The following is a 14,103-nucleotide window of genomic DNA, read 5'->3' on the forward strand; positions in this document are numbered from 1 at the left end:
CCCGTCCGTAATGTTAAGCGAAGGACTTGGCAAAGCCGTCAACAGCGGCCTTGAGCTTGCCTTTGGTCTCGTCGCTGATCTGCTTTTCCTTGGCAATCGTCGCAAGAACATCCTTGTGTTCCGTACGAAGCCATGTGAGCAGACCTTGCTCGAAATTATTGACTTGATTAACGGCAAGCTTGTCGAGATAGCCATTGACGCCGGCGTAGATAACCGCAACCTGCTCTTCCGTCTTCAGCGGCGAGAACTGTGGCTGCTTCAACAGCTCGGTGAGGCGCGCGCCGCGGTTGAGCAGGCGTTGCGTCGAGGCGTCGAGATCCGAACCGAACTGCGCAAAGGCCGCCATTTCGCGGTACTGAGCCAACTCGCCTTTGATCGAACCGGCAACCTGCTTCATCGCCTTGATCTGTGCGGAAGAACCAACGCGGGAAACCGACAGACCGACGTTCACGGCCGGGCGGATACCCTGGTAGAACAGGTTGGTTTCAAGGAATATCTGACCATCGGTGATCGAGATCACGTTGGTCGGAATATAGGCGGACACGTCGTTCGCCTGGGTCTCGATGACAGGCAATGCGGTCAGGGAACCGGCGCCGTTGTCGTCGTTGAGCTTTGCAGAGCGCTCCAGCAGACGGGAATGCAGATAGAAAACGTCGCCCGGATAGGCTTCGCGGCCCGGAGGACGGCGCAGCAGCAGGGACATCTGGCGGTACGCGACGGCCTGCTTGGACAGATCGTCATACCCGATCAGGGCGTGCATGCCGTTGTCGCGGAAGTATTCGCCCATCGTGCAACCGGCAAAGGGCGCCAGATACTGCATCGGCGCAGGATCGGAAGCCGTCGCAGCAACGATGATCGAGTATTCAAGCGCGCCGCGTTCTTCAAGGATTTTGACGAACTGCGCAACAGTCGAACGCTTCTGGCCGATAGCGACGTAGACGCAATACAACTTTTCGCTCTCATTGCCTGCATCATGAGCCGGCTTCTGATTAAGGAAAGTATCGAGAATAATCGCAGTCTTGCCGGTCTGGCGATCGCCGATGACCAGCTCGCGCTGGCCGCGGCCGACCGGGATCAGCGCATCGATAGCCTTGAGGCCGGTCGACATAGGCTCATGCACCGACTTGCGGGGGATGATGCCTGGCGCTTTGACGTCAACGCGCGAACGTTGCGCTGCCTTGATCGGACCCTTGCCGTCAATCGGATTACCGAGCGCATCGACAACACGGCCGAGCAATTCCTTGCCAACGGGAACGTCAACGATTGCGCCGGTCCGCTTGACGGTGTCGCCTTCCTTGATGTCACGGTCTGAACCGAAAATAACGACGCCGACATTGTCACTTTCGAGGTTCAGGGCCATGCCACGGGTACCGTCCGGGAACTCGACCATTTCACCGGCCTGAACATTGTCCAGACCATATACACGAGCAATACCGTCACCGACGGACAGAACCTGACCGACCTCGGAGACTTCTGCCTCCTGACCGAAATTCTTGATTTGCTCTTTCAGGATTGCGGAAATTTCCGCGGCACGGATGTCCATCAGCCGACCTCTTTCAGTGCAAGCTTAAGCGAAGAAAGTTTTGTGCGAAGTGAAGTATCGATCTGGCGGGACCCCAACTTGACGATGAGACCTCCAAGGATCGATGGATCAACAGTGACATTGATTGTCACGTCCTTGCCGGCGACGCTTTTCAGCGTGGCCTTCAATTCTGTTTGCTGCGCTGCCGTCAAGGCATGCGCCGAAGTAACGTCCGCCGAAACCTCGCCGCGCTGCGCGCTGGCGATCTGGCGAAATGACTGGATCATGGCAGGCACCGCGAACAGGCGCCGGTTCTGCGCGACGACACGCAGGAAATTGCCGACAAGGCCGCCGATCTTGGCCTTTGCAAGGATGGCGGAAATCGCCTTGACCTGATCCCCCGATGAGAAGACCGGGCTCAAAACCAGTCGCTTCAGATCGGCACTACCGTTAATGAGAGCCTCGAACTCGCCGAGATTCTTCTCCACCTCGGCAACGGATTTCGTCTCCGACGCAAGGTCGAACAACGAACCCGCGTAACGCTGGGCAACACCGGTAATGAGCGACGAAGTTTCTGCCACGAACGACAAGCTCTCTGCGTTGGAGCCAAAAATCTGGAAACCGGAAGGGATTTTCGGTCAAATCTTTGGCATTATTGATTTTTTTACCGCCGAAGGCACAACCCGAAAGCCGTATCCGACGAGATTTGAATGCCGTCTAGCATAGGAACTCAGGACTCGCAACACGCGAATCCCCTAAAAAGGCCGTCCCAATCGCCGCAGCTCTGGATAATTATGAGCAACTGATTCAACTAATGGTGTCATGTTTATGCAATGAAGCCGAAGGCAAAGAGCAACGGGCCTGTTGCCAGCGCAATTTCGACAAGCACCGATATCCAGTTATAAGCTGTGTTGCCTCGATCCGACATCATGGAGATCAGGCGTCCGAACACCGTAAAGCCCCACGAAACGCCAAGCGCGATCCAGAGAAACGGCTGGGAAAAAACCAGCGCGCTTAGCCCAAGTCCGAGATAGAATCCGGCAAACGTGGCGCGCACTTCAGATATCGCTTCAGGCCGCTCCGGTTTCGTCTGCAGGCGCATGATTTTAAGTGCGACGCGGGGCGCAAAAAACAGGATTAATCCGAAGATGACTGTAATTGCGGCTGACAGCCAAGCCAGCCATTCCCCCGTAGTCGCCGGCCAATAAAGTTCCATGACTTATCCCTTCCCCCAATCCCTTTAATCCTGCTTTCACAGCGCCGGATTTTATAAGAAGCTTTGCGGATCAATATCAACCTGCACGCGCACCGATCCCCGTTCTTTTGGTCCTGCCGCCAGCATGGCGCGGATAAAGCCCTGAATATCCGCTTTGCGGGTGCCGTGGATCAGGAGTCGGAAGCGGTGGCGCCCTCTAACAAGCGCGAGTGCTGCTTCCGCCGGACCGAGTACACTGATCTGCGGCGAGGCGGGCGCGCCACGCCGCAAAGCCCGGGCATGATTTTCTGCCTCAGGCCGAGTTGCTGCAGAGATAATCAATGCCGCCAGACGGCCGAATGGTGGCAGCCCGGAGCGTTCTCGCTCCTCTATCTCGCGCTCATAAAAGGCTTGTGAATCACCGGAAACGATCGCGCGCATGACGGGATGGTCCGGTTGATAGGTCTGCAACAGTCCAAGGCTCTTTTTGCCAGTGCGTCCCGCCCGCCCTGTCACCTGGTTCAGCAACTGGAACGTCCGTTCGGCTGCGCGCGGATCGCCATTGGCAAGCCCGAGATCCGCATCGACAACGCCGACGAGCGTCATGTTAGGAAAATTGTGCCCCTTGGCGACAAGCTGCGTGCCGATGATGATATCCGCCTCGCCGCGCGCAATCGCGTCGAGTTCAAGCCTTAGACGCTTCACACCCATGAGATCGGATGACAGGACGATGATGCGCGCATCGGGGAATGTCTTCTCCGCTTCCTCGGCAATGCGCTCGACACCCGGGCCGCAAGCGACCAGGTGGTCAAGCGTACCACAGGATGGACAAGCCTCGGGCCTGGCCTCGCGGTGCCCGCATTGATGACAGACCAGTTGACCACGAAAGCGATGCTCCACAAGCCAGCTTGAACAGTCCGGGCACTGAAACCGATGACCGCATACCCGGCACAAGGTCAGCGGTGCATAGCCACGCCGATTGAGGAACAGCAGCGATTGCTCCTTGCGCTGCAAGGTCTGGTTGATCGCCTCGACCAGAGCGGGGGAAAGAAAACCGCCCGGTCGCGGCGGCGATTTACGCATGTCGATCGATTTGAGGTCGGGCATCGCGGCCTGCGCATAGCGGCCCGGCAGGCGAATGCGCGTGTAGCGTCCCTGTTGGGCATTGACCTGGCTTTCGATCGACGGTGTCGCCGATGCCAGGACCACGGGAAAATTGCCGATATGCCCGCGCACCACGGCCATGTCGCGCGCATTGTAGAACACGCGGTCCTCCTGCTTGTAGGCCGGATCATGCTCTTCATCGACAATGATTAATCCCAGATCCTTGAACGGCAGGAACAATGCCGAGCGCGCGCCCGCGACAACTCTGACCTGGCCCTCCATCACTTGCCGCCACACCCGCTCGCGCGATCTTGGTGCGAGGTCCGAATGCCACTCCGCTGGCTTTGAACCGAACCGATCGTGAAACCGATCGAGAAATTGCTGGGTCAGCGCGATTTCCGGCAACAGGATCAACACCTGTTTGCCTTTTTCGATAGCCTTGGCCACCGCCTCGAAATAGACTTCGGTCTTGCCCGAGCCTGTGACGCCATCGAGCAAGGATACCGAAAAGCTATTCGTCGACATCGCTTCGACCAATTGATCTGCAGCTTGCGTTTGATCGGGGGACAAAGCCGCTTTCGCGTAATCCGGATCGGGAGCGGCTACGATTGGCCGCGCCGGGATCATCACCTGTTCGAAGACGCCCTGAGCGGCGAGACCATCGATGACAGTTGCCGACACGCCTGCGGCATGAGCAAGTCCGGTCCGGGTCCATGCCATTCCGTCTTCCGCAAGTTCCAATACGCGGGCGCGGGCTCCCGTCATCCTGTCGGGCTCGCGGCCGGAGAACCGCAACCCCGGAACAGGCGGCTCCGGATCGAACGCCGCAGGCACCCGCAGCACCATCCGCGCCACCATGCCAGGCGGCGATATCGTATAGTCGGCGGCCCAGCGCATGAACCGCATCATGCCATCATCGACCGGAGGACAGTCAAAGAGTTCTGAAATCGGCCGCAGCTTTTTCGCATCGATCGAATCTGTCGAGCCCTCCGTAACAATCCCTGCGACCTCGCGCGGCCCTAGCGGCACCCGAACGATTGAACCGGCCTGCACCGCCATGCCATCCGGCACGGCATAGCTATACGGCCGTTCGGCCGGCATCGGCACCAACACGGGAACTATTTTTTGCGGGATGAACGAATCCTGGCTCATATAGGCGTGACCTTGGCGCGGCTTTCGGATAAAGAAAAGCCACTTTCCGGGAGAAATATCCCCTCTATCATTTTTGGAAGGACTGCTCCGATGAAATTCTTCGCCGATACCGCCGATGTAAAGGAAATTCGCGAACTCAACGATCTTGGATTGCTTGATGGCGTGACAACCAACCCTTCGCTGATTCTCAAATCCGGCGGCAGCATCTTCGAGGTCACCAAAGAAATCTGCAGCATCGTCAAGGGACCTGTTTCGGCCGAAGTGACAGCGGTCGAATATGAGCAGATGATGAAAGAGGCGGCGGTGCTTGCCAAGATCGCCGACAATATCTGCATCAAGGTACCGCTTACTCTCGACGGCCTCAGGGCCTGTAAGGCGCTTCGCTCCGACGGACACCTTGTCAATGTTACCCTTTGCTTCTCAGCCAATCAGGCTCTGCTGGCCGCTAAAGCGGGTGCAACATTCATCTCGCCTTTCATCGGCCGCATCGATGACATCGGCATCAATGGTCTTGAGTTGATTTCCGAAATTCGGACGATCTACGACAATTACGACTATCCGACGGAAATCCTTGCAGCCTCGATCCGCACCGTAAACCATGTCAAGGAAGCTGCACTAATCGGCGCAGATGTCGTAACCGCACCGCCGGCAACGCTGAAGGCGCTCGTCAAGCATCCGCTGACCGACAAGGGTCTCGAGACTTTCCTCGCAGACTGGGCAAAGACCGGCCAGAAGATCGCCTGATCTTAATATAACTATCTGAATGCAACGCCCGCTGACATCGTCGGCGGGCGTTTTCTCATCGATTATACAACTGATCCAATATCTGCCGTTCAAAAAACGCCAGTTCGGGCGAAGCATGACGCCGCGGGCGCTCTACCGGGATCGCCAGGTCGAGCGCAATGCGTCCGCTATCGATAACGACGACCCTGTCGGCAAGCGAAACGGCCTCTGCTACATCATGTGTCACCAGAACCGCGGTGAATCCTTTCGCCAGCCAGATTCGTTCCAGCAGTTGCTGCATCTCGATCCGCGTCAGCGCATCCAACGCGCCCAGGGGTTCGTCCAGCGCCAATACGGATGGGTGCCCCACCAGCGCGCGCGCAAGAGCGACGCGCTGCCGCTGCCCGCCTGAAAGAACGGACGGCCAGTCGCCGTCACGATCCGCCAAACCGACTTCGGCCAGAATTTCCAGACTTTTCTTGCGCGCTGCCTCGCCCTTTTCGATACCGGTCAGCCCTACGCCGACATTGGCGGCAACCCTCGCCCAAGGCAGGAGTCGCGGCTCCTGAAACATGATGCGGGTACGTTTCTGATCAGCTTCCGCAACGCCTGCAATGATCTCGCCCGATGTCGGCTTTTCCAATCCGGCGATCAATCGCAACAAGGTACTCTTGCCGCAGCCACTCTTGCCGATGACCGCAACGAATTGTCCCTCGTAGACATCAAGATTGATGCCTTGCAGCACCGCCTTGCCGCCAAACTGCTTGGCAACATTGCGAAACGAGAACGAGACCTTGCCTTGGGGTGCCGGCCTATAGGCTGGCGTCGTCGTGGAGTAGGATTTGCGGGCTGTTATCGTCGCTGCGGTCATCTTGGTTCCTCAAACAGTCTGGAAGGCAGGGTGCCATTGCAGTGATAGCCGCTCGAGAAACCGAGCCAGCGAATCCGCAAGCTTTCCAAGCAGCGCGTAGATCAAAATCGATAGAACAACGACGTCGATCAGCAGGAACTCGCGCGCCTGCATCGCCATGTAGCCAAGACCCGAGGACGCTGAAATCGTTTCGGCGACGATCAATGTCAGCCACATGATGCCAAGCGCATAGCGCAACCCGACAAATATCGAGGGCAGCGCGCCCGGCAGGATTACGCGCAGGAAGAGCTGTGTCCGTGACATGCCATAGATGCGCCCCATCTCCACCAGCTGCGGATCGACACCCTGAATGCCAAGCAGTGTATTGACGTAAATTGGAAAGAACACGCCGAGCGCAACGAGAAACAGTTTCGCTTCCTCATCTATGCCGAACCACAGGATTACCAGCGGGATCAGCGCGAGATGTGGAATGTTGCGGATCATCTGCAGCGTTGTGTCGGTCAGTTCGCGGCTGAGCGCCGATAGACCATTGGCAAGGCCAAGCGCGAAACCGATGCTACCGCCGACGAGAAAGCCGCTGAGAGCGCGCAATGTCGAAATGCGTATATTCTCAATGAGTTCTCCCGACAGAAGCAATTTCCAGAATGCCTCTCCGACAGCGGATGGTGCTGGCAAGACGTTGGCAGGTATAAGCCCGGCTCGCGACGCGCCTTCCCATCCGGCAAGCAGAAAGGCAGGCAAGAGCCAGCCCAGCGCGCTGCGCCCGATAGATTGGAGCGCCCGGCTCATGAAGAGGCCTGCAGGCGTTTGTCGCCATAAAAGCCGACGCCGAACTCGTTCTCGATCGAACGGCGCGGGGCGCGCGCACTTCCGCCAAGACCAAGTTCTGGAAACAGAAGTTCCGCAACACGGTAGGCTTCTTCCAGATGCGGATAGCCCGAACCGATCACGGTATCGATACCAACCGCCTGATATTCGCGAATCCGCGTTGCGATGCTTTGCGGCGATCCGACAAGTGCGGTGCCTGCACCGCCACGTACGAGGCCAACGCCGGCCCACAGGTTGGGACCGACAACGAGTTTGTCGCGGCGTCCGCCATGCAGTTCCGCCATCCGGCGCTGTCCGACAGAATCCATTTCCTTGAGAAACCGCGCCTGCGCGACTTCGATCTGCTCATCGGTGATCCTGCTGATCAGCCGGTCCGCCGCGGCCCACGCTTCATCGTCAGTTTCGCGAACGATGAAGTGCAGGCGAATGCCAAACCGCAGCTTGCGGCCTTTTTGGGCCGCCTTTGCGCGGGCGCGCTCGATCTTTTCGGCAACCTGCCCCACCGGTTCGCCCCACGTCAGGTACATGTCGACCTGTTCCGCCGCTAGATCCTGTCCCGCATCGGATGAACCGCCGAAATAGAGCGGTGCGCGTTCCTGTACGGGCAAGAGGTCAAGCCTTCCGCCTTCTACCCGATAATGCTTGCCGTCAAAGTCGACTGTTTTGCCGGAGACGAGATCGCGCCAGATCTTCAGGAATTCAGCCGCCTGTTCATAGCGCTGGTCATGCGGAAGAAACACACCATCACCTGCAAGTTCCTTGGGATTTCCGCCAACAACCACGTTCAGCAGCAGACGGCCGTTGCTAAGGCGGTCGAGTGCTGCTGTCTGCCGCGCGGCGAAAACCGGGGACGTCACACCCGGACGCAGTGCCACCAGAAACTTCAACCGCTCCGTATGCGCGGCAAGCCCCGCTGCGGTGATCCAGGAATCTTCGCAGCTTTGCCCCGTTGGCAGCAACACACCCGGGAAGCCCAGACGATCGACCGCCTGCGCTATCTCACGGAGGTAATCATGTTCCGGCGGCCGTTGCTGCCGTTCGGAACCGAGATAGCTGCCATCGCCATGCGTCGGGATGAACCAGAAGAAATCAAGCGGGGCTGGCTGTGTCATAAGAATATCCAATCCTGATCTTGTGGGCTGAGACTTGCAGATGTTTGCAGCCCAGCATGGCGCGAATATCCTTGGCCTCTAATTGCTTGGAGCCGTCCATACGGCATCGGAAATCTTGATCGCATTGGGGATGAGCTTCAGCTTGAAGAAGCGGTCTGCGGTTTCCTGCTGATGGGCGATTATTGCCGGAGTTATCGGTTCGACGCTGAAAACAGAGCGGTTCGCCGCAAGGGTCTGCGCGTCGAGGGGCACGCCGGTCACTTCATGCAACGCTTCGGCCACCTTGTCCTTGTTGGCGTTGGCCCAATTAGCCGCGACCTTCAGCGCCCCGATTGTCTCCGTCACAACTTCTGGATGTAGCTTGGCAAAATCGCGATTGGCAATGAGATAGGTGTTGACGTTGAGAACGTCGCTGGTGCGGACGAGAATGCGCGGATTGTAGCGCGTCTCGGCAATCGCGAAGAATGGATCCCAGATTGCCCAAGCATCGATCTTATCGCTGGCGAAAGCAGCAGCGGCATCGGCCGGGCTCAGGTAAACCGGCGTGATCTCATCGTAGTTCAACTTGGCTTTTTCCAATGCCGCAATAAGAAGATTGTGCGCGCTTGTGCCTTTGCCGACGCCCACTTTCTTGCCCTTGAGGTCGGCAAGCGACTGGATGGACGAGCCGGGCTTGACGATGATGGCTTCGCCCTTGCCATTAGGCGCAAGAGCAGCAGCATAGGTAATGGCGGAACCTGCGGATTGTCCGAAAATAGGCGGTGCATCGCCGACCCAGCCGACATCTATACTGCCGACGTTAAGCGCTTCGACGAGCGGCGGGCCTGCGGTGAACTCAACCCATTTAACCGCAATGCTTTTCGGCTCAAGTGCTTTTTCGATCACCTGCTGCTGGCGGGCGACGACTGGCAAGCCTGTCTTCTGGAAGCCGATCTTCAACTCCCTCAACGGCTCGGCAGCGTGTAACGATGTGGTGGCAAATACAACTGCAGCGAAAAGGGCCGCGCCAAATGCTCTGCGTGTCAATCTGGACATTGGTCCCTCTGCGGATGCGGGCTTTGTTGACGAAAGCCTTCCCGCCCGACCGGGAATTGATCCAATGCTAGTTAACTCGACAACTCTAATAGAGAAAAGAAATTCTGTAGAATCCGGCGCGATGGGATTAGTTTTCTGGCGAGTCCATGGAGGCGCGCATTTCCATGACACGAGCAACCGCTGCAGGCGATAGCGATACCGCGAACATCAGAAATCGTCGTCGCCGAAACGGCCGTCTAGCCTCAACCCCTCGATGGATGTTGCGCCGTCCTGGCGAACCACGGTCATGGCACGCACGCCGGTTCGAGCAGAAATTTCATCTGCCAGCGCACGCGAATGCGTGACGATCCACAACTGCGTGCGCTCCGCAGCCCGGCTGATCATATCGGCAAGAGCCGGCAGCATCGACGGATGCAGGCTGGTCTCCGGCTCATTCAGCGCAATCAGCCGTGGCAGCCGATAGGACAGAAGTGCTCCCGCCAGCGCCAGAAACCGTATCTGACCATCCGACAGTTCTTCCGGACGGAACACGCGTTGTGGAAATTCCGGAAGGCGCAGGCCGAATGTTGCAGTCTCACCCGGAACCGGCACATCGAGGGTGGCACCTCCTAGTGCTTCAGCGACACAGCGATCGAGGTCAACCGTATCTTCTCGGATATACACCAGCGTCGCAAAGACAGCAGCAAGATTGCCACCGTCTTCGTCCAGCATCGGCGCGGTGATCGCCAACGTCGAGCGTCGAACGGGGGAATCGCGGTCGGTGCGAAAGCCGTGATAAAAACGCCAACCGAGCAGCGTGCCGCGCAGATCGCCGATTTCGGGGTACCGCCGGGAGCTACCGAGAATCGCCAGCCCCGTTTCGGAATCGAGAAGCTTGACTGGGTGCTCGGCGCGCCGGCCGGAATCATCCCTGGCAAACACAGCCGGCCCCTTGCGACCCATCATATCGACCGGCCTTCTACCGCTGGCGATCGTCAGCGCCTCTTCCTTGATCTGCGGCTCGAAAGCAAAACCAGCTGCGGCCGGCGGACGCAAACCAATTTCGACGGAATAATCCCCACGGGTAGTCGTTCCTTCATCTTCAAACGAAGCGCTGAAAGATATCCGTACCGGACCCGGTCTGCGCCTCCCGGTCCACAGGGCGGATTGCATGCCACCTTCGCGCGCAATCTCGTAGGAAAGCGTCCCTTCCGCCGAAGCCTTGACCAGTTGCATTGCCCGATAGAGATTGGATTTGCCGACGCCGTTCTCGCCGACAAACAGTGCGAGCGGACCGATACCGAGCCGTATGGAACGCAACGACCGGTAGCCAGTCGCCGAAAGCGAAGTCAGGCGCATTAGCTACACCCCGACGTTTGTATCTATGTTTTGGATAGATCCTGCGCGACAGCGAGATTGAGCGTCTCGGCGAGCTCCCGAGCCGCACGATTGTTCGCATCGCGCTGCGCCCTCAGTACGGCATAACGCTGCCTTGGCGCGTCGTAGTCCGCGGTGACTATGCGCGTTCCGCTACCAACAACCTTCCCGTCAGACAGGCGCGTCAAGGTATAGGAGCCGGTCATGCGCATCGAACCAGCCGTCGGCTGGCCGGATTTGTCGTTCGTTGCATTCTGCACGAGCAGCAACGACAAATCCCTTGAAGCGACACTCAGCGTCAGCGAATAGGCAGGGCTGGCCGGTTGTCCTGCTCCGCCGGCAAACAGGAAAATCAGATTGTTACGCACTTCCTGCGTCACCCGGTCGCCGGGCTGGTTGATCGAGATGGTGGCGAGCCTCGAGCGTATATTGTCGTTGACGCTTCCAGTCACCGTGGGACTAGGAGTGGAATATAGCGGCCTCACTTGGCATCCTCCGGCAATGAGGGCCATTCCAAGAAAGCAGACCGATAACAACAGACGCCCGGAACGCGATCCCGGTTGAAAACGATCAGGCAACGACATTGATGATCCTCTGCGGTACGATAATGACTTTCTTTGGCGGATTACCATTCAACGCGGCCCTGACGAAATCAAGCGCGAGGGCGGCTTTTTCGACCGCCAATTGATCCGCATCCCGGGCAATTGTCAAATCACCACGCTTCTTGCCGTTAATCTGCACCGGCAACGTCACATCGTTCTCGACGATCAGTGCCTCGTCATAGGTTGGCCATGGCTGATGCGCGACGAGATCCTTGCCGTTCAGCGCCTTGGAGCACTCCTCGGCCAAATGCGGCATCATCGGCGCAATCATGGCGATCAGCATGTTGATCGCTTCCCGGCATGCGCCGATCAACGCCGGGTCCGCCTGGCCTGCCGCAATTTTCTGCAAGGGACCGGACAGGATATTCACCAGTTCATAAAGCCGGGCGACCGCCTTGTTGAAGGCGAGCTTTTCGATATCCTCACCGACAGCCTTCACTGTCTTGTGTGCGGCCTTTGAAACCTGCAGCGCTTCGCCCTCGGAGGCGGTGGCCGGCTCGGCAGTCTTCAACACGTCTGCGGCTTCGGAGATCAACCGCCAGACGCGCTGAACGAACCGATGCGCACCTTCGACACCGGCTTCCGTCCAGATCACATCCCGTTCTGGTGGCGAATCGGACAACATGAACCAGCGCGCCGTATCGGCGCCATAGGACGCGATGATGTCATCCGGATCGACGACATTCTTCTTCGACTTTGACATCTTTTCGATCGAGCCGATCTCGATCTCTTCCCCGGTCTCGATCAGGATCCCGCGGCGCTTGCCGTCACTCTCTTCGACCTTGACCTCTGCCGGCATAACCCAGCCGTCCTTACCCTTATATGTCTCGTGCACGACCATGCCTTGGGTAAACATGCCCTTGAACGGTTCGCTTATATCGAGATGCCCAGCTATCTTCATCGCCCGGGTAAAGAAGCGTGAATAGAGCAGATGCAGGATCGCATGCTCGATGCCGCCGATATATTGATCGACGGGCAGCCAATGATTGGCGGCTTTCGGGTCAGTCGGCGCATCTTCGTGAGGGCTGGTAAAGCGGGCGAAATACCAGGAAGAATCGACGAACGTATCCATCGTGTCGGTTTCACGGCGCGCTGGCTTGCCGCACTGCGGACAGTTGACGTGCCGCCAGGTTGGGTGACGGTCAAGTGGATTGCCGGGCCGGTCGAATTCGACATCGTCTGGCAGTTTGACTGGCAGATCGGCCTTCGGCACAGGAACGACACCGCAATCGTCACAATGGATCATCGGAATCGGGCAGCCCCAATAGCGTTGGCGCGAAATGCCCCAGTCGCGCAGACGGAAGTTGACCTTTCTCTCACCTTGCGGCCGGTTGCCAATCGTCTGCTTCTCCAGCCGGTTCGCCACCTGCTCAAATGCCGCGGCGGGTGTCATGCCATTGAGGAACTGCGAATTGATCATCACCCCGTCATCGACATAGGCTGTTTCAGTAATCTGGAACGTCGCCGCATCCGCGTCTTTCGGCATGACGACAGGGACTACGGGCAAGCCATATTTGTTGGCAAAGTCCAAATCGCGCTGGTCACCCGACGGGCAGCCGAAGATTGCGCCCGTGCCGTAGTCCATCAGGACGAAATTTGCGACGTAAACCGGCAGCTTCCAGCTCGGATCGAACGGATGCTCGACGCGCAGGCCGGTGTCGAAGCCTTTCTTCTCAGCGGTCTCAAGCGCAACAACGGACGTGCCGGCGTGGCGGCATTCCTCGTTGAATTTTGCCAGCGCCGCGTTGGTTTCAGCGACCTTTTTCGCCAGCGGATGATCTGCGGCGATCGCGATAAACGACGCGCCGAACAGGGTGTCCGGGCGCGTGGTATAGACCTCGATTTCGTTCTCGCCACCGATTTGCGACTTACTATCCAGCGCCCAGCGGATCAGCATGCCCTCCGACTTGCCGATCCAGTTGCGTTGCATCAGCCGAACCTTTTCGGGCCACTGGTCGAGACCGTCCAGCGCGCTCAGCAATTCCTCATTGAAATCGGTGATCTTGAAGAACCACTGTGTCAATTCGCGCTGCTCGACCAGCGCACCGGAGCGCCAGCCACGGCCATCGATCACCTGTTCATTGGCAAGAACGGTCATGTCCTCCGGATCCCAGTTGACCTTGGAGGATTTGCGCGTCACCAGGCCGTTCTCGACAAAGTCGAGGAACAACATCTGCTGGCGATGGTAATATTCGACGTCACAGGTCGCGAACTCACGCGACCAGTCGAGCGACAGCCCCATCGACTTCAGCTGGCCTCGCATGGTTTCGATGTTCTGGTAGGTCCAGGTCTTCGGGTGAACCTTGTTCTGCATCGCTGCGTTTTCAGCAGGCATGCCGAATGCATCCCAGCCCATCGGGTGCAGCACGTTGAACCCCTTGGCGCGCTTGTAGCGTGCAACGACATCGCCCATCGCATAATTGCGCACATGTCCCATATGGATGCGGCCCGAAGGATAGGGGAACATCTCGAGCACGTAGTACGGGTCACGCGGATCGTCATTGGACGTTTCGAAAAGTCTGGCGTCGTCCCAAACCTTCTGCCAATGCTTTTCGGCTACACGGGGATTGTATCGTTCGGTTGCCATGAACGGGATTCTCTTG

12 protein-coding genes are annotated in these 14,103 nt (G+C 58.1%); 1 reads left to right on the forward strand and 11 read right to left on the reverse strand.

Annotated features, from left to right (window positions below; translation table 11 throughout):
• Window positions 1-13: 13 nt before the first annotated feature.
• From atpA to J2X72_RS01895, 4 genes are all read right to left on the reverse strand, one after another.
• Entirely contained in the window at window positions 14-1,543 is a 1,530-nt protein-coding gene (gene atpA, locus J2X72_RS01880) for a F0F1 ATP synthase subunit alpha (RefSeq protein WP_310067829.1), read from the reverse strand.
• Window positions 1,543-2,103: a F0F1 ATP synthase subunit delta gene (locus J2X72_RS01885; RefSeq protein ID WP_209999041.1), complete on the reverse strand. Its 561-nt coding sequence runs from the start codon at window positions 2,101-2,103 to the stop codon at window positions 1,543-1,545. Before J2X72_RS01885 ends, atpA begins: the two co-directional genes overlap by 1 nt.
• A 245-nt stretch (window positions 2,104-2,348) precedes the next feature.
• Window positions 2,349-2,738, reverse strand: a complete 390-nt coding sequence (locus J2X72_RS01890; RefSeq protein WP_209999040.1) for a DUF4345 family protein — start codon at window positions 2,736-2,738, stop codon at window positions 2,349-2,351.
• A gap of 51 nt (window positions 2,739-2,789) precedes the next feature.
• Window positions 2,790-4,973, reverse strand: a complete 2,184-nt coding sequence (locus tag J2X72_RS01895) for a primosomal protein N' (RefSeq protein ID WP_310067836.1) — start codon at window positions 4,971-4,973, stop codon at window positions 2,790-2,792.
• A gap of 90 nt (window positions 4,974-5,063) precedes the next feature.
• On the opposite strand from J2X72_RS01895, the gene fsa reads away from it, so the two are divergent.
• Complete coding sequence (gene fsa / locus J2X72_RS01900) at window positions 5,064-5,717, forward strand: fructose-6-phosphate aldolase (RefSeq protein ID WP_112532174.1); 654 nt, start codon at window positions 5,064-5,066, stop codon at window positions 5,715-5,717.
• Between the two features lie 55 nt (window positions 5,718-5,772).
• Here the strand turns inward: fsa and J2X72_RS01905 are convergent, their stop codons facing one another.
• The 7 genes from J2X72_RS01905 to leuS all read right to left on the reverse strand — a co-directional run bounded on the left by J2X72_RS01905 (window position 5,773) and on the right by leuS (window position 14,087).
• Window positions 5,773-6,567 (reverse strand): ATP-binding cassette domain-containing protein, encoded by a 795-nt coding sequence (locus tag J2X72_RS01905; RefSeq protein WP_310067841.1) that lies wholly within the window; start codon window positions 6,565-6,567, stop codon window positions 5,773-5,775.
• Between the two features lie 9 nt (window positions 6,568-6,576).
• Window positions 6,577-7,356: an ABC transporter permease subunit gene (locus tag J2X72_RS01910; protein WP_310067843.1), complete on the reverse strand. Its 780-nt coding sequence runs from the start codon at window positions 7,354-7,356 to the stop codon at window positions 6,577-6,579.
• On the reverse strand, window positions 7,353-8,507 hold the full coding sequence (ssuD, locus tag J2X72_RS01915; RefSeq protein ID WP_209999035.1) for an FMNH2-dependent alkanesulfonate monooxygenase: 1,155 nt from the start codon (window positions 8,505-8,507) through the stop codon (window positions 7,353-7,355). Before ssuD ends, J2X72_RS01910 begins: the two co-directional genes overlap by 4 nt.
• Before the next feature lie 78 nt (window positions 8,508-8,585).
• A complete protein-coding gene (locus J2X72_RS01920) occupies window positions 8,586-9,542 on the reverse strand; it encodes an aliphatic sulfonate ABC transporter substrate-binding protein (RefSeq protein WP_310067848.1) in 957 nt (318 codons plus the stop codon).
• 207 nt (window positions 9,543-9,749) lie between these two features.
• Entirely contained in the window at window positions 9,750-10,880 is a 1,131-nt protein-coding gene (locus J2X72_RS01925; RefSeq protein WP_310067850.1) for an AAA family ATPase, read from the reverse strand.
• 23 nt (window positions 10,881-10,903) lie between these two features.
• Entirely contained in the window at window positions 10,904-11,383 is a 480-nt protein-coding gene (gene lptE / locus J2X72_RS01930) for an LPS assembly lipoprotein LptE (RefSeq protein WP_310067852.1), read from the reverse strand.
• An 85-nt stretch (window positions 11,384-11,468) separates the two neighbouring features.
• Window positions 11,469-14,087, reverse strand: a complete 2,619-nt coding sequence (gene leuS / locus J2X72_RS01935; protein WP_310067855.1) for a leucine--tRNA ligase — start codon at window positions 14,085-14,087, stop codon at window positions 11,469-11,471.
• Window positions 14,088-14,103: the final 16 nt, after the last annotated feature.

The sequence above is a fragment of the Phyllobacterium sp. 1468 genome (genome assembly GCF_031455525.1).
Classification (GTDB): domain Bacteria; phylum Pseudomonadota; class Alphaproteobacteria; order Rhizobiales; family Rhizobiaceae; genus Phyllobacterium.